The organism is Bacteroides sp. AM32-11AC (genome assembly GCF_003603515.1).
Lineage (GTDB): Bacteria > Bacteroidota > Bacteroidia > Bacteroidales > Bacteroidaceae > Bacteroides > Bacteroides uniformis.
In genome coordinates, this window is the sequence record NZ_QTNH01000005.1 from 1 (window position 1) to 21,064 (window position 21,064).

The 21,064-nt window shown below is 44.4% G+C and carries 10 protein-coding genes and 2 pseudogenes; 3 read left to right on the forward strand and 9 right to left on the reverse strand.

Going from position 1 to position 21,064, the window contains the following annotated elements:
- Positions 1-24: 24 nt before the first annotated feature.
- From DW800_RS06480 to DW800_RS06490, 3 genes are read right to left on the reverse strand one after another with little or no spacing between them, the layout of a single operon-like run.
- Positions 25-1,953, reverse strand: coding sequence for a glycoside hydrolase family 127 protein (locus DW800_RS06480; protein WP_117703664.1), 1,929 nt, complete (start codon positions 1,951-1,953; stop codon positions 25-27).
- Positions 1,950-3,581, reverse strand: coding sequence for a hypothetical protein (locus DW800_RS06485; protein WP_044468216.1), 1,632 nt, complete (start codon positions 3,579-3,581; stop codon positions 1,950-1,952). Before DW800_RS06485 ends, DW800_RS06480 begins: the two co-directional genes overlap by 4 nt.
- A 12-nt stretch (positions 3,582-3,593) precedes the next feature.
- Positions 3,594-4,988 (reverse strand): glycosyl hydrolase family 28 protein, encoded by a 1,395-nt coding sequence (locus DW800_RS06490; protein ID WP_044468218.1) that lies wholly within the window; start codon positions 4,986-4,988, stop codon positions 3,594-3,596.
- A 136-nt stretch (positions 4,989-5,124) separates the two neighbouring features.
- On the opposite strand from DW800_RS06490, the gene DW800_RS06495 reads away from it, so the two are divergent.
- Positions 5,125-6,582, forward strand: coding sequence for a glycosyl hydrolase family 28 protein (locus tag DW800_RS06495; protein ID WP_016272935.1), 1,458 nt, complete (start codon positions 5,125-5,127; stop codon positions 6,580-6,582).
- A gap of 13 nt (positions 6,583-6,595) precedes the next feature.
- On the opposite strand, the pseudogene DW800_RS19620 reads toward DW800_RS06495, so the two are convergent.
- Together DW800_RS19620 and DW800_RS06515 are read right to left on the reverse strand one after the other, a co-directional pair.
- Positions 6,596-7,726: pseudogene (locus DW800_RS19620) on the reverse strand (AAA family ATPase); the annotation flags it as partial.
- A 506-nt stretch (positions 7,727-8,232) separates the two neighbouring features.
- Positions 8,233-9,447, reverse strand: a complete 1,215-nt coding sequence (locus DW800_RS06515) for a glycoside hydrolase family 88 protein (protein ID WP_044468525.1) — start codon at positions 9,445-9,447, stop codon at positions 8,233-8,235.
- A 202-nt stretch (positions 9,448-9,649) separates the two neighbouring features.
- Between DW800_RS06515 and DW800_RS06520 the strand changes: the two genes are divergently transcribed.
- On the forward strand, positions 9,650-12,013 hold the full coding sequence (locus DW800_RS06520) for a glycoside hydrolase family 3 N-terminal domain-containing protein (RefSeq protein WP_016272939.1): 2,364 nt from the start codon (positions 9,650-9,652) through the stop codon (positions 12,011-12,013).
- 96 nt (positions 12,014-12,109) lie between these two features.
- A complete protein-coding gene (locus DW800_RS06525) occupies positions 12,110-13,618 on the forward strand; it encodes a glycosyl hydrolase family 28 protein (protein WP_016272940.1) in 1,509 nt (502 codons plus the stop codon).
- A 227-nt stretch (positions 13,619-13,845) separates the two neighbouring features.
- Here the strand turns inward: DW800_RS06525 and DW800_RS20075 are convergent.
- From DW800_RS20075 to DW800_RS06545, 4 genes and pseudogenes are all read right to left on the reverse strand, one after another.
- Positions 13,846-14,818 (reverse strand): annotated as a pseudogene (locus tag DW800_RS20075) (transposase).
- 202 nt (positions 14,819-15,020) lie between these two features.
- Positions 15,021-17,387, reverse strand: a complete 2,367-nt coding sequence (locus tag DW800_RS06535) for a GH92 family glycosyl hydrolase (RefSeq protein WP_044468113.1) — start codon at positions 17,385-17,387, stop codon at positions 15,021-15,023.
- A gap of 26 nt (positions 17,388-17,413) precedes the next feature.
- Complete coding sequence (locus DW800_RS06540) at positions 17,414-19,345, reverse strand: glycoside hydrolase family 97 protein (protein ID WP_005832976.1); 1,932 nt, start codon at positions 19,343-19,345, stop codon at positions 17,414-17,416.
- A gap of 60 nt (positions 19,346-19,405) precedes the next feature.
- Positions 19,406-21,004, reverse strand: coding sequence for an alginate lyase family protein (locus DW800_RS06545; protein ID WP_005832978.1), 1,599 nt, complete (start codon positions 21,002-21,004; stop codon positions 19,406-19,408).
- Between the last annotated feature and the right edge of the window lie 60 nt (positions 21,005-21,064).

The following is a 21,064-nucleotide window of genomic DNA, read 5'->3' on the forward strand; positions in this document are numbered from 1 at the left end:
AACCGACTAGTGACCAAAAAATTTTTAGTGGACACTAGTGAAATCCCAATATATAACATAACGTTGATGGTGCACATCGTACAGAGGTTTCAATATAGTACCTTCCGCATTTTTGAATTCCAGTCCTTTACCTGTACGTTGCAGGTTGCGTTCCGGATGTTTTAAGTCTACTTGCAATGTCGTATTCAATCCTGCCGGGATATGATAATCGTAAGTATAATAATCATTGTATAATGCCGGATCAGAGAATGGTGCCGGAGTTTGCATACCTTCTGTTCCCAATTCGCCGGCCAATACCAGCGGTCCGTATAGCAGAGCTCCCTTTTGAGGATTATCAGAAGTGGTTTCCAGCTGCAGGCTCATCGGATAATTGGCTTCAATGCGATCACCGTCTTTCCACTGGCGGGTTACAGCAATGTATGATCCCGGTTTCTGCTTTACCGATACTTTTTTCCCGTTGACGTTTACTTTCACGCCTTCACTCCATGAGGGATAGCGCAGATAAATCGTAGTGGTGACAGGTTTGTCTGTTTGGATGGTCAATGTAGTGTTTTCTTCTGCTGGGAAACCTGTTTCCTGACGCAGAGTTATTCCTTTTGCTTTCCAGTTTACTTCTGACGGAATAAAGAGATTCACGTAAATTCCTTTTTCATTGTGACAATAGATAGCTTCTCCGTATTTGGCATGACTTTCAAAACCACTGCCTACACAACACCAAAAGGAATTCTCCCGGGTACTATAAACTTTGTGAGAGCCGGAGAGTAAGGGCAAGAAATAGGATACCATTCCCGTTTCAGGATCTTGTTGTCCAAGAATATGATTATAGAGTGCACGTTCGTAGTAATCGGCAACTTTGGCATCTCCCGTCCAGCAGAACAGGTGACGGCTTAGTTTCAGCATATTGTACGTACAACAAGTCTCACCGGTATATCCGGTCAGATGTTTGGATAATTGTTGTGGATCGAAATAATGCTCTTTATCACTACTGCATCCCGGTGCAAAGGTATGGTGGTCTATCATGGTATGCCAAAAGAAATCTGTCAGTTTCCGACTGTCGTTATCCTGCGTCAGCTCGTAGTTGCGTGCTTCGGCAAGAACTTTTGGAATAAAGGTATTCGTGTGCTTGGTACCTAAATCATCGCGTTGTTCTTTCAGCGGATCTATCACATCATTGTGATAGAAGAATTCGGCAAGCCATTGATAACGCTCGTCGCCGGTGATGGCATAAAGATTATAAAAAGATTCGTTCACACCGCCGAACTCATTCCGTATCATCCTTTTCCGGGTGGCTTCATCCAGTGGTTTAAGTTTATTATAAGCCCAGTCGCCCATGCGGGTCACAACTTCCAATGCCGGTTTGTTATCTGCATAGAGGTATTGGTCAATCAATCCGGAGAAGAGTTTGTGCAGTGTATACCAGGGTGCCCATACACTTGTCCCACGTATGTTCCGATTAATCAATTCTTCCGGATATGCACTGAGATATCCGTTTCCCAAAGCCGCCTGTACCTCTGCCAGACCTGTAACAAGGCTGTCGCCCTTCAACTTGAATATTTCACTTCCGGTAGATGCGTACATGAGCGCATAGGCTGATAGTAAATGCCCTGTTGTGTGTCCGCGCAGTTCACAGTCCAGCGATTCCCAACCACCCAGTTTCTTTACGGTCATATATCCGCCTTCACGCCCGGCAAATACTCCGGCATTGTTGCGGAAACCGTGCAGCAAACGATTGGTTGCTATGGAAGTCATCCAAGCGGAATCACGCATCATATTGTCGCGAAAGCGGCTTGGCAATAAACGCACGTCCTTTAAGTCGAAACTTTCTACCTGCATCGGTGCGGTCGTCACTTTTTTCATTTTTCCGGCATGCTGTCCGGGATAAACGGATTGGGCGGAAAGACCGGTTGATAGAGCCGCACAAATTGTCATTAGGATTAAACTCTTATTTCTCATAACCTTTTTATTAATTCTTTCTTTATATAAAAACTACGTTCCACCGGCTCGGCCGTCTGCACCTTACCTGCAACGCCGTATTGCCAGGCAACTACCGTCACTTTTACCGGAAATTTGCTGCGAGGAGGAATAGGAGTGAATACAATTTGGTCTCCTTCTATCTCGGCCGGACCTTCTTTGATGTAGTAAGAGACCGGCAGTCCGCAATCACTTGTGGCTTTTAAAGATAGAGACCCGCTTCCTGTTTCCACATCGGGCAGTCCCGGAAACAGTATATGCTGCCTTTCTCCTGCCGTATTCCGGTAGGGGATGCGGATACTGACTTCCTGAACGGCACTTTTATACCTCCGGTCTCCTGTCTGGCTTGCCAGCAGGCATATATCACCGGTGCGGCGTGGGTTATCCATACCCATCCGATAGAAAGATACCTTAAATGTCGTGTCATTTACCTTTTCTACCGGTCCGCAGATGCGACTGATTGTCGGCGTTGCATCTGCGTGTTCGTCAGACAGTTTCGTTCTCAGGGAATCCGTACATACAGCTTTCAGATGGAAAGTAATTCCATCGGCTTTCGGATTGAAGCGAGGCTGTACACGTACATGCTGTTTCTTGTCGTATGCCAGCAGACTGCCGCTTTGTTCAAATCCCAGATACTGTTCTTCCTTACCGCGACTTTGCACATACCGTGCTTCAGTCGCTTCTGCCATTTCACGGTCAAAATACCAGAAGGCGTCATGCACATCGCCTTTATATTGTGAGTAGAAAGCAGCTTTGGCTCGTTTCTTCTGATTGGGATGCCAGCGTTCTGCCAGCCAGCCTTTGGTCGGGTTTATCGGATTCAGTTTTACTTTACCGTCTTTCGTCACTTCATCCGTCAATCGCAGGCTGACAGCCTTTTCCAGAAACAGAGCGATGTATGCGGCTGTTTCATCTGCCACATCAAAATGTCCCCGTCCTGCATCACACAGAAACGAAATGCAACTTTCAGGATACATCATGCGGAAAGCCAGTGCCGGATTTACCCGGGCTTCCCACCATTCATATTCTCCTTCAATCATCAGTCCGGGTATCCCGTTGATATTACGGGTACGTCCCCATTCCAGATTCTCACGCCCGTAGCCGGTCAAGTTCGTACGCGGAGCATCGCCGTGCAGGGAAATGACGGCCAAGGTGCGTTCCGCATTCCATGCGGCAAAGTTCCAGGGATAAGTAGCCATGGCCGAATGGCCTATGGGCACGATAGGGACATTTTTCAGTTCGCTATATCCGCTGACGTCTGCCAGGTCGGCCATCATTTTCTCGAATATCCGTTGTGTGCCTTTCGATACATCCCATTGCTGGTCGATGCCGGGTGTTATCCATACAAAACCGATTCCCAGCTTCTGCATCTTCTCGCGGAAAAGGGGATTGTCAAAAAGAGTTTCTTCGCTCATATTGTGTTGTCCTACAAGAATTGTTTTCACCCGCATACAGTCGGCGGGTATCCACAAGAAAGCCGTAGGATTCCGATTCGTTTCGTTGGAGACGAATCCGTCAAGAGTCACAGACCATTGCCACTCTCCTGCCCGCAGGCAGGGAGAGAAGCAAAGCAAGAGGATTATTGAAAAAAGCAGTCTATATCTATTCATGGTTCTTATGGTTCACTTTATTTTAATTCCTTTTATAAACTCATTGGTTACTACTCCTTTCAAGTCCTTCATCCGTTCTCCATTGATTACTACATTTTCAAACGTCACGTTTTGCACGGTTCGTTCTTTGTCCAGTCCTTGTATCAACGATGGATTCTCTCCTACGCCTGTGTACGTAATGTTCCTGAAAGTAATGCCGTCAATGCCGCTTCCCGGCTGTTTATCATATTTCTCGTTGAAGCGTACTTTTACATAGAACAGCCGTCCTTCCTGAATATTCTCTACCCGGATGTCTTCGAAAAGGACATTACGGACCTGATTCTTGTCACCGCAATCCACTGTCATGCAACCTTGATAAATCGGATCATCCTCGTCATGTTCCAGAATGTCGATGTGGCGGAAAGTCAGATTTTCTATTACTTCTCCCGTAGGTGAATCGGGGTCGCCATGGCCGCCTACATTGATGGGATGCGCCACATCTGCCCAAAGAATGGAGTTCTGCACGGTGATGTCGGACGAACCTCCCCACCAGTTCCAGCGGTGATTGTACAGAGCGATGCAGTCGTCCGAATTGCGCATGAAGACATTGTCAACAAGCACTTGGCAGCAACACATCATGTCTATGCCGTCACTCCAACCTTTGCAACTGAATGATTTCAGATTTTTGATGGTGATTCCCGTTGAACCGCCTCCGAATATGGTATAATGTTCTGGGTTCACTACGGTAATTCCATCTATCAGCACATTCTTTGAGTCAGTCACTTCAATGCCCCGTATCGGATGGTCCAAGATGCCTCGTCCGATAATCCGGACATTTTCTGCTTTATCTACCAGAAGTTTCGCTTTGACTACCGCTCCCGGTGCCAGATATACGATGGTATTACCGGGGATACGGATTTGATTATTAGGTAAGTCTTTAGGGCGGTGGACTCCCGGACTGAAATACATGATGCCTTTTGCCTCTTTATCATATTTTTCTGTTTCCAAAGGGTTGGCAAAGAGATGCAGATTGTGCAACCGGTCGCCATCAAACTCAATAGAGAGATACTGTGGCTTTTCCAGAGTGAAAAGAATGGCGTTTTGTACCTGCTTGTATTCAATACCTTTACTCAAAGGGCGTATGGTCACTTCGCGCACGCTGCCATTGTTCTTCTTCACCATTACCTCTACAACACTTCCCATATCAAATTGCACCATGGAAGCCTTCTGCACGTTGTCCATATCTACCTGTACGTTGTATTCAAACAAGTCTTTCCACTCACCGCCGGGGATACGTACACGTACCGTGTAGTCGTCATTATGGGGTATGCCCGGATTTAAACTTTCAGGATAGGTCACCAATTGTGCCTGTACTCCTGCGGTAAAGGTCAACAATAACATCACTACTAATTTGCAAATCTGTTTCATAAGTTCCATCGTTTTCTACACAAATATACGATTGAAAGCCGAAAAGCACTTAATTTGCACAAATATCATTAGCCCTACTAAGTGAATATCCCGTACAAAACGTATTTCTACTTAAAGCAACATAATTCTATTACCAATGAAACTAAGAAAACTAATCTTTATCTCCGGCTTATTGCTCGGATTCGTTCAGACTATCGACGCACAAAACCTGTTAATCACCTATCCCGCTCCTCAGGGGACGGAATTGAAGAACGACTTCACCGTCAAAGTGCGCCAACCGGGTGGAGAGTGGCAAGCAATAGCCACCTATCCCGTCAAAGTGGACGAAGTAAAAGAGGCCCGGCACCATGTAGAGCTGGCCTCCATGAGCTATTTCGACTTCAACGGTGAAGTGGAAGTATCGGTCACCGCCCATAAGGAAGAGATAGAGACAGCCCGCATACGTCCCCTATCCTACGGCATCACTCCGCAGGTCAGCCGCAACACGCTCACTTTCAAGCTAAACTCTCCCCGCAACTTATCGATAGAAGTGAACGGCGACATCTTCCACAACCTGCACCTCTTCGCCAATCCGATAGACCGGAACAATCCTCTGAAACCGGGTATGAACCCGAAGAAATTAAAAAAGAACCGCAACTTGATTTATTTCGGTCCGGGCATACACCAATTACCGGGCGACACGCTGGATGTACCTTCAGGCAAAACCGTATACATTTCCGGAGGAGCCATCGTCAGAGGGTGCATACGAGCAAAGAATGCTGAAAATGTAACTATCTTCGGCCGGGGAGAAGTACATCCCGAAGGACGTGGAGCAGGAGTCAGCATCATCAACTCCAAAAACATCCGGGTAGAAGGCTTGATTACCACCCAATGCCCCACCGGTGGCTCAGACAGCGTGACGATACGCAACGTAAAGGCCATCAGCTCCTATGGATGGGGCGACGGGATGAACGTGTTTGCCAGCAACAATGTACTGTTCGATGGCGTATTTTGCAGAAACTCGGACGACTGTACCACTGTTTATGCCACCCGTATGGGCTTCAAAGGCGGATGCAAGAACATCACCATGCAGAATTCCACCCTCTGGGCGGACGTGGCCCATCCCATCTTCATCGGACTGCACGGCGATGCCGAAGGTCAAGAAGTAATGGAGAACCTGAACTATATCAATATCGACATCCTCGACCATAAAGAAAAGCAGATAGACTATCAAGGCTGTATGGCCATCAACATAGGAGACAACAACCTGGTCCGCAACGTGCGTTTCGAGAATATCCGCATAGAAGATTTCCGTCAAGGCCAACTTGTCAACCTACGCATCTTCTTTAACAAGAAATATTGTGCGGCTCCGGGCAGAGGGATTGAGAACGTGCTCTTCAAGGACATCACCTACAACGGAGAGAACGCCGAACTGTCCATCATTGCCGGCTACAACGAAGAACGGAAAGTGAAGAACATCCGCTTCGAGAATCTCAGAATCAACGGAGAAGCTATTTACGACGACATGCCGGGCAAACCGAAATGGTACAAGATGGGAGACATGGCACGCTTCTTCATTGGCGAACATGTGGAAGGGGTGACATTTACCAAATGATGTGCTTGTTGAGTGCAGGAAGCAAGGACTCCGTGAAACCATAACGCACTTCGCCGTTGGAATAGGCCAGCCGGTAAAGACGGAAAGCAGGGTCATACCCCTTTATTGTCAGGTAGCCACTCTGATAAAGTACCGGAATAGGGTCGACAATGTGGTCGGTAGGCGCATCGAACTGTTCATCGGTAGCCGTAAGTCCGTCCAGGCTCTGCACGTCGAAATCCGTGCGTTGCAATATATCAATCAGAAAGGTAGGAGTGCCCGTAGAGAACCAGAAGTTCTTGTACTCCTTTGCATCGAAAGCGTTGAACAAGCTGAACGGATTATAGATGTCGGCACAATTCTTACTGAAATGATAGCCGTCGTACTGCCGTTTCAAGTGAGCGCAAGCTTCCTCATAAGTCCCATTGTTTGCCTTGGCCATTCGCTCGATGTCCGGTTTCAAGTCTGTGAGCAATTCTTGCTCGGTGATGCCGCAGAGTGCACTGAAATCATCGTGCATGCTGATGTTCTTCAGATTATTCAGTTCGCTGAAGATGCTCAGTTGGCTGAACTTGCTGATGCCGGTGATGAAGAGAAAGCGAAGATACTGCCCCAACCTCTTGAGGGGGGCTGAAGAACTTCCGCATCTCGTTGCGGAGCTGTTGCTGCAAGGCGGTGTCGGAATTGCTGTCCAACAAGGGGGCATCGTACTCGTCAATCAGCACGACAACCTGCTTGCCGATCTGCTCGGAAGCTCTCAGAATGATGCCTTGCAGACGCTCGGAAGCGGTCTTTTCCGCTTCATCCTTTCCATAAATCTTTTCCCACCGGTGCAGGAAGAGATTAAGCTGCCCCGTAAGGTCGGTCAGTTCCATGTATTTTGTTAGGCTGAAATCGATGTGCAACACCAGATAGCTTTCCCAATCCTTCTCCCAGCGCTCCATAGCCAACCCTCCGAAAAGGTCTTTCTTTCCTTGGAAGTAGGCTTCGAGCGTAGACACGAGAGGCTCTTGCCGAAACGGCGGGGACGGCTGAGGAAATAGACCCGGTCGGTATGTGTCAGTCTATAAACCAGTTCCGTCTTGTCTACATACACACAGTCGTTGTTGCGCAACTGTTCAAAGTTCTGTATTCCTATCGGGTATCTTCTGTAATCTTCTAACATGGCTATGGAGAAAATCAATGGTTATAAAGACAAAGGTAGGAATTTTACTTATTATATTCACAAACATCTCCCATGTTTCTCATGGCTTTTTCATTTAAGGGAGTTATCGGGAGTTAGAAGGAGTTATCACCCTGCAAGCTTAGGAGTTAAAAGCCGATAGTTCTGTTGATGTATAGCTATACTATCGGCTTCTAACACCCTTTAACTCCCTTAAATGAAAGAGCCGTATATGTTTCTTCTGTTCACTCCTTATATTTAGCAAAGGCTCACTATAGTGAGCCTTTGCTAAAAAAGTACCTGATCGTCCATCATTCCTTTAGCCGCTCCGTATTCTTCAATGCAGAATGCCACGAAGAGGGCTATGTCTCTATCTTTCTTGCTCATTGTAATTCTCCTTTCTACGGCTCTGCCACACATGTTTGCCCTATTAACACATCATTTATCAAAACGACATTAGAATATTTCCTGACTTTGACAATGGGGCATGAAGGGGACGCAGTAGCAAGTCATCCGCCTTTATTTACGGTACGAAGCCGTAAAAGTGCTTCTATATAATAATAATCTGCATACATAATCGAAGCATCAATCTCACGTCCACGAGGCATATGGCCTACAGAATGAAGTAAAAAAGCTGTATTAACCGTACCCGACTGATAAGCCGATGAGGAGAGATTCTCCAACATAGCTATAGCTGCATCAAGATAATGGCGTGATTTTATCTCATCATTTACATAGCCCGAAAGTTCAATCAACGCCGAAGCCGTAACAGCAGCAGCAGATGCGTCTTTAGGAGGGAGCAATGGTGACATTGGCGCATCAAAATCCCAATATGGTACCATATCTTCAGGCAAACGACGAAGATAAGCATCGGCCGATTGGCAAGCTACTTCAAGAAAACGTACATCACGAGTTTCACGGTAAACCATCGTATAACCATAGATGGCCCAGGCCTGACCACGAGCCCACATTGTACTATCAGCCAATCCTTGATGAGTGACGCCTTTAATAAAATGACCGTCCAGTGTATCGTAAACCGCAACATGATAGCACGAATGGTCCGTACGGAAATGATATTTCATGGTTGTTTCCGCATGTTTTACGGCTACATCATACAGCCATTTGTTACCACCGTTCTTGGCCGACCAAAAAAGCAATTCAAGATTCATCATATTGTCAATAATGGTGTTATGAGGCCAATTCATCTTTTTGACCATACCCGGCCAAGATAATATGGTACCCACTTTGGGGTTATAGAGTTCGGCCAACGAATCTGCCGCATGATGAAGTGCTTGAGCGTACATAGTATCGCCCGTAAGACGATAAGCATTACCCACACTTGGCATCATAATAAATCCCGAATCATGCGAACGAGCCTTACGATAAGCTTCCGGCAACAGAATACGAGTAACATTTTCAGCTGCATGCAACCATACCGTATCCTGAGTCGCTTCGTAAAGATACCATAATGTACCCGGCCAAAAGCCACATGTCCAAGAACCTACATGAGCATACTGCCATTTTTTCTGTCCTTTATCAATCGTATTGGGAATCGAATCTACATCAGGAAGCGTTTCAAGAGTTTTTATAGCCTGACAGCTACAGTAAGCAATAGCAGAATCCACATTAAAATCAGTGGTAGGATGGGTATGGGAAGAACACCCAAATGCGGCAAGCAGTAATCCTGCAAATAACGCATTCCTCAATCTAAAATGTTTTTGCATAATTAGTAAGTAACAAGTTTATTAATGATATAATTTATAAGCATATAAGAAATTACGAACCAAAAAGTAAAAATACTCAATCGCCCCGGCAAATTAACCATCCGGTTTAGGTAACAGTCCTGCTTGATACGTATATTATCAAAAAACATCAACCAATTGTTTTATCAGTATGAATAGATACCTAACAACCGTCCTTGTATCCATGATTTGCAGCCAGCAGTTGTGGAACAACTCGATACTCGATTACGAGAAGGACAAGTCAACCGTCAAAAACATCTATCACAAAGGATGGATTGACTTTAACAAAAATGGCGTGAAGGACATCTACGAAGACAGCTACGCCCCACTTGAAGCAAGGGTGCAAAACCTGCTCTCGCAAATGACTCTCGAAGAAAAAAGTTGCCAGATGGCTACACTGTATGGTTCAGGCCGCGTACTCAATGACGCCCTTCCAAGTGATAACTGGAAAAACGAAGTATGGAAAGATGGCATCGGGAATATTGATGAAGAGCACAATGGGCTTGGCAGCTTCAAGTCTGCATACTCTTTCCCCTATGCACACCACGTGAAGACGAAGCACGCCATTCAACGCTGGTTCGTAGAAAATACACGGCTGGGAATCCCGGTAGATTTCACCAACGAAGGCATCCGGGGGCTATGCCATGACCGGGCGACCTACTTTCCTGCCCAATGCGGACAAGGAGCCACATGGAACAAAGAACTAATAGCCCAAATAGGCGAAGCTGAAGCCCGTGAAGCCTCCGTACTGGGATATACCAACATATACTCCCCCATCCTCGACATCGCACAAGATCCCCGGTGGGGACGATGCGTAGAAACCTATGGCGAAGATCCCTATCATGCAGGACAAATGGGAAAGCAAATGATTCTGAGCCTACAAAAAAACAAGCTGGTCTCTACCCCAAAACATTTTGCCGTCTATAGCATACCGGTAGGCGGACGTGACGGAAAAACACGTACTGACCCCCACGTAGCTCCCCGAGAAATGCGCACACTCTATCTCGATCCTTTTAGAGTGGCCTTCCACGAAGCCGGTGCGCTGGGAGTAATGAGTTCGTACAACGACTATGACGGCGAACCCATCACGGGCAGTTATCATTTCCTCACCGAAATTCTTCGACAAGAATGGGGATTCAAGGGCTATGTGGTTTCCGACAGTGAGGCCGTAGAATTTATCTCCACCAAACATCAAGTGGCCAACGGATATGAAGATGCCGTAGCGCAAGCCGTTAATGCCGGACTCAACATCCGCACCCATTTCACACCACCTGCCGACTTCATCCTTCCGCTGCGCAGTGCCGTAAAGAAAGGAAAAATCTCCCAAGAAACACTCAACCAACGTGTTGCCGAGATTCTACGCGTGAAGTTTTGGCTCGGACTTTTCGACAACCCTTATCGTGGCGACGAAAAGAGAGCCGGACAAATAGTACACAGTCCCGAACATCAACAACTTGCGCTGGAAGCCGCACGCCAATCGTTAGTACTCCTCAAAAACGAACACCAGGCACTTCCACTTTCCAAGTCGATACGTTCGATAGCCGTCATCGGTCCCAATGCCGACGAGCGACAGCAGCTAATCTGCCGATATGGCCCAGCCAACGCACACATTACCACCATTTACGAAGGCATCAAAAAGATGCTTCCCCAAGCAGACGTTGTTTATAAGAAAGGATGCGACATCATCGACCCCAACTTCCCCGAAAGCGAAGTCCTTGAATTTCCCAAGACTGCCCAAGAAGTACAAATGATGGAAGAAGCCATAGAGGCGGCAAAGAAAGCGGAAGTTACCGTAATGGTATTAGGAGGAAACGAACTTACCGTAAGAGAAGACAGGTCACGTACTTCATTGGACTTGCCTGGCAGACAGGAAGAATTACTCAAAAAAATCTGCCAATTAGGCAAACCTGTGGTATTGGTAATGATTGACGGACGCGCCTCATCCATCAACTTCGCCGCTACCCATGTTCCTGCCATCATCCATGCCTGGTTTCCTGGTGAATTCGGAGGACAAGCCATAGCCGAGGCACTGTTTGGTGACTACAACCCCGGAGGACGCCTCGCCGTGACCTTCCCTAAATCCGTTGGGCAGATACCCTTTGCCTTTCCTTTCAAGCCCGGTTCTGATGAAAGCTCCGAGACTTCTGTCTATGGTGCGCTCTACCCCTTCGGTCATGGACTAAGCTATACTGCTTTCCAATATGGTGACCTTGCAATATCTCCATCCAAACAAGGAGTACAAGGCAACATTTCCATCAGTTGCACCATCAAGAACATCGGTCAGCGCGAAGGAGATGAAGTGGTACAGCTTTACTTGCGCGATGAAGTCAGCAGCGTAACCACCTATACACAAGTGCTGAGAGGATTCGAACGCATCACTCTAAAACCGGGAGCATCGCATACCGTACATTTCGAACTCACACCACAAGAGCTGGGGATATGGGACAAACAAATGAATTTCACCGTTGAGCCGGGCATGTTCAAAGTCATGATTGGTTCTTCATCAAAAGACATCCGCTTGAAAGGAGAATTTGAGATTGCACAATAGGAACATCCGGACTGAGATAAATAGCGATAGACAAGAAAGAAGAGTCAATTCCATTCTATATATTATAACAAAACATATATAAACAAAATATACATTATGAAAACATTATTAAAAAAATTGATTTTGAGCTTTGTGCTAATCTTTGCTACAAGCATGAACATCGGAGCCAAAGTAGTTAGTTATCCGGTACCACAAACCGAACCTCTGTCCTCTGATTATACAGTTGAAGTCAACGGCATAACTATACCGGTATATACAGCCAGTACACAACACCACGACAAGAAATATTCAATTGCTTACTTCGATTTTTCGGGTACGGTAACGATTACTGTAAAAAGTAATTTCCAACTGAGCAAACTGAATATTTTGCCTGACAAATACGGCATCCGTCCATCGGTAAATAAAAACATAGCTACTTTTAAGCTAGATACTCCTTGTGACATTTCTTTTGAACCAGACGGTTGTAACAGCCCTTTGATTCTCTTCAGTAATGAATTGGAAAAAAGTATTCCCTCCAAAGATGACCCGAATGTAATTTACTATGGTCCGGGTGAACATAATCCGAAAAATGGATTAATAAAACTTACCGACAATCAGACACTATATATAGCAGGAGGTGCCGTAGTCAATGCAGGAATAGAAGCAACTGGTGACAATATTACGATTTGCGGTCGTGGCATTTTAGACGGTTCCGATTGGGAACACAATGCCGGTCCAACAGATTATATGATTAATGCCAAACATTGCAATAACTTGGTGATGAAAGATATTATTTTGAAAGGCTCTTATTATTGGACTATTGTTCCGCAAGATTGCGACCGTGTATTGATTGACCATATCCGTTTGGCCGGTTCGCGAGTGGGAAATGATGACGGGGTAGATCCTTGCAATTCCAGCAATGTAACGATACGCAACTGCTTCTTTCGTACGGACGATGATTCCGTTTCCCCCAAAGGCATCACTCGTGCAGGAGGTGAAAGTCATTCTAAGTCAGTAGAGAATATCACGGTAGAGAATTGTGTATTTTGGGTAGATTTTGCCAATGTATTTCGTATGGCTACTGAAAGTAGTTGTCCGGCATTCCGCAACTTCACGGCACGAAATATTGATGTCATCCACTTCCCTGACCGTGACCGGGTACAAATATTTTGGTTACACCCCACAGGTGAAATGAGTATGGAGAACCTCTGCTTCGAAAATATCAGAATCAATGGGCACAAACCTTATAATTTAATTAAAATGACTCCTGCCCTTCAGTTGGTTGGTACTCGTCCAATAGAGAAGCCGCGCCCCAACAATATCAAAACTGGCCCAGGACGGCGTGGTCCAGGTAGTTGTGGATATGGAGAATTCGTAGTAGTTCCATCTAGTGGTCCATATATACACAATGTAACTTTCCGCAACATATATACATACGGTACAAAGAATAGCCCTAAAGCTGGAGGAACTGTTTTGTTACAAGGGATTGATGACAAATACAATATATCGGGCGTTACTTTTGAGAATGTAAGTTATTACGGTGAACCGATAAACGCCCTAAGCGAAAAAGTACAAATGAATGACTTTGTGAAACACGTACAGTTCGTAGGCAAACACATTGAATAAATTGGGGATATTCAGTAAATGTTCCCGTTTCTAATAAATCAAGAGAAAAGTTTTACTTTACGTGAGCTTTTCTCTTGATTTTTCCGTTCAACTCTCCCGGTCTTCTATCTTTTTCATAGAATATTATTTACATATACTTATTCTTTTTTTCCCACCCATGCGTTATGTACATGCCTTTTCTAGGTGAAGTTAAAAACCTCCCCTCTTTTCTTCTTATTTTAGTCTGATTATGCAGCCATCCTTTTTTTCCTCTCTACTTTTTCTATCATACATACCGCATTGGCTGTATGTATCCCAAAGAAAATCCAAAGTACTTCCGTTTTCCTGGTTCTGGCTTTTATCCTGGCCAGTGAGTAATGTTGCTTCTGCGTTCCAAAACTTCCTTCCAAGCGGGTAGCTCTTTCACGGCTGAGTTCCGACCGTAAAATCTTACGAAGCGGCTCATCCTTGGCAGCTCTGCCCTTACGCTTAAAGGAAGTACTTATATGATATTTAGTACAAAATTTCCGGTTGGCATTATTGGCATAGATTGAATCTGCCACAAGCGCCTTGACCCTAACCCTGGTCAGTTGTTGTTGCAGACGAATACAGTCTTTCAAACGTACTCCTTCATTAAAATCCTTAAAAGAGATATGTTCTATGAAAGAGATTCCATCTATCTGTATATTGTTGACTTTGGCTCCGAATTCAACGGATTTGGTTTCCTTGCCCCTGATGATGGGGCGAAGGTGATGCCGGTCGATACTCACAATACGGTTAGATACTTTCTTGCCTGCAAATAAACTCTTCCCTTGCTCAAGGATTGTCTGTATGACCAAAAAGCGTCTTTGGTAATCAGAGGATAGTAAGTGACCTGCGTTTAATCATACGAATCTGCGATTTCCTGCGTTTACGTAGTTTACTATAAGCAAGGTAGGTACGGCCTACATCAAGATGGCTTTCATAACAGGTGGCATCGGGAAAAGTTGGTATAGGACTTCAAGACCATCAAGGCTATTTTACCTTCGGGAGAAAAATAACTTTTACGCCCCAAAGCAGAGGACTTCAAATGCATTTGTCGGGCCAATTCCGAGAAAGGAAACAGAGCATGGAGGCGGCCTAATTCACTCGTTGCAAAACTTTGACGATATTTTTTAGCATATCGAACTCAGTAAAACCAAAACGAGGTTCGATTTCTGAGATTTTTTGTATCTTTACCATGTGTTTTTAGTTTAGATTACCCCCGTTTTGGCCGTCAAACCGTTTTTTGGGGGAATGCTTAAAGAGACAAAAAGGCAACCAACTCGCAATGAATTAGTTGCCTTAAATTTCCTTATTTTAGGAATATCCCCAATTAAAGACCTATTCAAATAAGAAAAGCTATACGGAGGTTGTGTCAACGTTTTGACGCAACCTCCGCATTTTAATCATCCTGCGGCAATCTACCAATTCCCCATTGCTTATTAGGCTTATCACCCAAATGCAATTCAAGAACACCACCGTTAGCAAAATCTTCATGATAGAACCAACACCTATCCCAGGGGTTTCCATCAAACGTAGCCCGTTGGATATACATATTTTTGTCGGAATTGCCCGTAGTTACAATTTGGAAAGTCTTTCCCGGATAGTACCTATTGTCAAGATGTATGGTCACTTTATCAAATATAGGAGAGGTTATCTCATAATAAGGCTTTACAGCGCAGCCTCCGTCCACTTCAAACAGTCCCATCGCCATTAAAACGCCCAAAGCTCCCATCTGCCCTTGGTCTTCATCATCACGATACCCACCATACGGGGTAACATCAGCATAAGCCGCTTTGACCTTACGCACCCATTTTTGTGTCAGCCATGGTGCCCGAGCATGATTGAAAAGATGAGCCATGCCCGTGCCTGGTTGGTTACCGTAATCAGTCCAATTACCAGATTTGGTATCTTTTGAACGGAAAAAACCATAAGGCTCACTCTTGACAAAGTTCTCATTCAAACGCTCGGCATATTTCTTATGACCACCATAAAGTGCTATTAAACCTTGCATATCGTGGGGAACATAATGAGAATATATAGCCGAATTGCTTTCACAAAAACCACCTTTCTCCGTCAACTCAAGTGGATCGAAATCAGGTAACCATTCTCCATCCGTCCCTTTAGGTTGCATGAATCCTGATGCTTTATTCCAAAGGTTCTTATAATTTTTTGAGCGTTCAAAGAACAATTCATAATCAGCTTGCTTGCCCATTGCCTTGGCCATTTGGGCAAGACACCAGTCTTGATATGCGTACTCCAAGGTCATAGATGCACCTGTAGTATGCATACCTACCACATTCGCACGTCCATCAGGCACATATCCCATTTTAATATAATATTCCATTCCACCTGAATGAGCATCCTTACTATGTTCGTAACCGGCATGGTCACGAATACCTCCAGGAAATGCATTCTTGCGTAGCCCTTCATAGGCCAAATCAGCATCATAATTACGAATACCTTTGTTATAAGCAGTTGCAAAGAAAGACACAGCAGGATCGCCTATCATTACATAGGTATAATTTCCCCCCGAAGGTCCGCGAGGAATAAGTCCCCCATTACGATACATATCCAACATTGTATTGCAAAAATCATCCATCAGATGCGGATAAGCCATAGACCAAAGAATATCAAGCGACCAATGGCTCCCCCACCACGCATCAAAATTATGATGATTGTAGAGAGGTTTACCACTTGCAGACAAAGGAATACGGCAAATACGGGGAAAGTCGGACGTTTGGTCAAGATAACACCCATCAACATCACTCACTACCCTACGTCCCAATAATGCGTGCCAAAGATCTGTATAGAACTTTATCTGTTGCTCACGGCTACCGCCCTCCACTTCTATCTTACCAAGCCAAGTATTCCACTCATCAAACGAAGCATGTTTTACCTCTTCAAAATTCCATGATTCCAGTTCCGCATAAAGATTCTTACGAGCCTGCTCTACACTAACGTATGAAATGGCAACCTTCAGTAGTACTTTTTCATTGGCCTTGGTACGAAACTTCACAGCCAATCCCACATTCTTTCCTGAAATTCGCTCAGGTTTGGTATTAGGCACTATTTTCCCTTCACGCCAAGTCACTATCTGCTCCACCGGCTTGCTCAACTGTGCATAAAAATAGACAGGTGTATCCTTAGGACGACGCCCTGTACGCTCCATTATTTCCCAACCAGCTATTTCCGTATCACTAATCTTCCAGACTTCCGAATAAGCGGTAGGACCGTGAGCCAAAAAAGCGCCAGTATCAAAAAGGACATAGCTCGAATCGCTTTGGGGGAACGTATAACGATGGAAGCCTACCCGCATTGTCGACGTTAATTCAGCAGTCACATCATAATTTGTAAGTTTCACCTTATGAAACCCAGGTTTGGCAATCTCACCCTCATGAGTAAATTCAGACTGATAGGAGTCCATGCCCAAATGCCCTTTAAATGGACCAACCGTAGGCATTACAGCAACACCGGACATCTGCCAATTATGAATATGGCTAAAACATCGTATATACTTAGAGCCATACATATAACCCGATCCCCATGAATGTTCCGTATCTGTATCAGGACTCAGACTGACCATACCAAATGGGCGACAAGCAGAACTAAAAAAGAACCAACGAGAACGATGGCTGTCCACGAATGGATTTACCAGTTCTACATACTTCCAATTTGTTTCGGGCTCATTAGAATAAACCTTTAACGACATTAACAATGATGACAGAAATACTAAAGCCAATAAACACTTCTTCTTATCACATTTCATCATACTGGATTTTAAAAATTAAATCTTTATAATTTCTGCTTCCTATAGTTGCGAACATTTCGGTTATCACCTGTATCAAGCACCAACCGAATAGCGGCACCACCGGAAGCACGAAGAGAGAAACGAAGCACCGACTGGGCATTCACAAGATACCGCTGACATCGCACACGAGTACGGGTTTTTACTGATTTATCTCCATCTGTATAAATCTCAGCTATATAAGACTTTCCTTGCGGCAAAAAATCGAGACTAATCTCCTGTTCGCGAGCATCATTATTGGTTATGGCACCAACAAACCACTCTTCACCTTTGCGGCGAGCTATGGTAACGAATTCGCCTATCTTACCTTGAAGCACCTGCGTATCATCCCAAGTAGTATAAACATCATCAAAGAATTTCAATTCAGGTTCATCTTGTGAATCAGAGGGTTTATCATACCAATACATATACTGAAGAGGGCTGTAATAGATTACAGAAAGAGCCAACTGATGAGCAGGAGTTGTTTGAATAGTACGAGAACGAGGTACCCCATAACTATCTTTATCCGTATGCAAACGCCCGAAGTCCTGACGATAATAACAGATAGTATAGTCTGCGGCACCTGCAACAAAACGCGTAAAGGGAAGAATGGTATTATGAGTCGCATCAGGGAATTCTTCATTTCCTCGAATACCTTCTTGGGTCATCAGATTGGGATAAGTACGACTAAAACCCGTTGGACGATATTCATCATGAATGTCCACCATAAGGCCATATTGCGCACATTTCTTCACCGCTTCGTGCATCCACCTTGTCCATATTTGAGAGCCGACCTGTACAAAACCGAACTTAATACCCGCTATACCCCATGATTTGTAAAGAGGAAGTATCTCGTCCAGTTGTTGTTGAAGAGCACGTTGATTTACATAAAGGATAACACCTATTCCTTTCGACTTGGCATAACTAATCACTTCTTGCAGATTAAGCGCATCAATCTGCTCATTGCGCCGTGGGTCGAGCGTTACGGTAGTAGCATCAGAAGACTTGTCATATTCAAAACCATACCAACCTGCATCAAAATGAATATACTGCAAGCGGCGCTTCACTGCAAAATCCACTAAAGCCTTACCACCTTCAGTGGTAAGTGTAACTTCCCGCATTACCTTCCCCGGTTTAATCCAGGATGTATCAGCGATTTTACAATCAGGATTCAGATTAAGCAACAAGTCATTGTTAGCGAGAATATCTCCTGGCCGGGAAGCGCACATCACAATTCTCCAAGGCGTATGATATGGAGCTATATCCTCCACTATTCCATACATTGAAGTAAGCAAAGTATAAGGTTTCTCATCCGAAAGTTTAAATTTGGTACGCACATAATCCACGACCTGAGCCTCGGCAAGACAAGCATATTGGCCTTCTGGCAATTGAAGCATCAACGGACGATCCGACTCATTTTCCCACCCTTCGAGTGGCAAAAGATTATAAGGGGTCTGTGCCCGTTCGGTATGCCAAGCAAGAGTGCCTTTAGGAAGTGTAAATTGGGTAAACTCATTTTCAATCTTCAAATATTCACCTCCTACAAAACGATAACGGAATGCAACGCCTTCGTTATAAGCTCGCACATCCAGCACCATTCTCTTCCGCGAACCAGTTTTAGCCAACTCTATCTCGCAAGCATTATATAATTCCTTCACAACGGCACGTTCACCGTAGACAGGTTTCCAATTCTTATCTATCCGGCTGTTACGCGAAGTGACTATTCGGATTCCATCATACCAATTTTCGTTCCATTCGATTCCTAACCGAGAAGGTTCTATCACCTCTTTCTGTTGATAGAAAAGCGAATAGCTCAATTGTCCGTCATCGCTCACCGTAAACTCATATTCGCCGTCGGGCGATGTAACCTTCACCGCTTCTGCCATAACAGAAAACGCAACCAACATACCCCAAAACGTCAGTGTTAATCTCTTCTTCATATCAATTCTAATTACAATATTGTTATTTTGTTTAGCTCCACACCTATCCGTCACACACATTTATAAATGACTCTCGGAAACGATACTTTCAACACCGACAGCCTTTATGTCTCCAAAATCGAGCAACAACGAAATATGCCTGTCACGTGTACCAAATAATGTTCCATTATTGGAACGTGCGTCTTTCACAGCAAACCAATAAGTATTACCATCCACTTTCACCGCATCCTTCTCATAAAAAGTCCAAAATTCAGGAGCACTCTGTACGCTATAGCTCAACCGAAGCCATCCATCTTTAACCTCTTCGGGTTTATGGCTGAATGTCACTTTTATATAAGGGAATTCTGAAGGATTATAGTGTATCCGGTTTTTCTGCATTGAGATACCTTTGTTCACCAATAAGAATTCATTGCCGACAGGCTCTAAATCAGGTGCTGCAATTTGCCACCCTTTCCAGCCATATTTAAGTTGTTCTGAAATTTGCCCTTCAAGAGGAACCGGTTCGTTTTTTCCTAAGTAAAAGAGTAATGTTCCAAAACCCGGATTATCACACGTCCATCCTATGCCTTCAGGGCGAATACGCTTTAGCACCTTTTCCGTATAAGGCATTGCAATTCCCCTTCGTTCCACATAATGATTATATGCAATTTCAAAAACAGCCCTGAATTTGCCCAATTCTGCTTCTCCCATATTTTGCCAGTTACAATATTTACCTGTAGCATCTTTCCAAACTTCAAAAGGAACATCCGTATAGCCCAAGTTAACTTTAGAAAGATATTCATATCCTTTCATAATACGATTATCTAAAGCCGCATAAAGATTATCCCCTTGTTTCCAAGCGCATTCTGCCAATTCAGCCAAAACACCTACTCCAAGCATACAGTGAGCTTGATCACGTCCCGATTCTTGCAATTGGCCAGTTTCTGCAATGTAATTAGGCAAACTTCCATTATCCCGACTATTATAAAAGAAGTCTACAGCCTGATTGTAAAGAGGTTCATCATTACAGAAAATACCAATTGCCATCACCATTTTGTTAACCGATCCTCCCCAATTACCATTTGCATAAGGTTTGGCTTGAACAAAAGTGGTAAGTACTGGAAGAAATACATTACGGAACATACCTTCTATACTCTTTGTATCAGCTTCGCTCCAACCTTTCACATATTGATTATCTTGATAAGTGTAACGCATTATTTCAGCTGCATTTATAAGCATGAATCCCTGAAGACCTGCACAAAGAGGATCATCAGGTCCATATATTTTCTGTAATGTGGATGCATATCCTCGAAGAATTTCCATAGCTTTATCGGCATGACGTACATCACCGGTAATGTTCCACATCAGAGCATTATAATAAGCCGCATTACAATCGCTTTCACAAGGAGCTTTGGTGTATCCATATTTTCCGGCACGACTGATATTCTCAAACGGCCCCTTCATTTCATACTCAAAGGATGCACCCGGCACTTTTCTCAATAAATCATACGAACCCATAGCCGGATAGGAATTCTCTTTCACAAGTCGAGTAATACGTTTTAAATCGTCTTGAGAATGAAGCAAACCGGGATGAATAAAGTTTCGGGCAGCAGCAGAAAATATCGAACATAGCATCACTAAAACGCTTGCACATTTAAGTAGTTTTTCATATATATCCATAACAAATACTCTTTTAAGATTAAAAGAACAAAGAGCTTGCACAATTTATTGCAAATAACA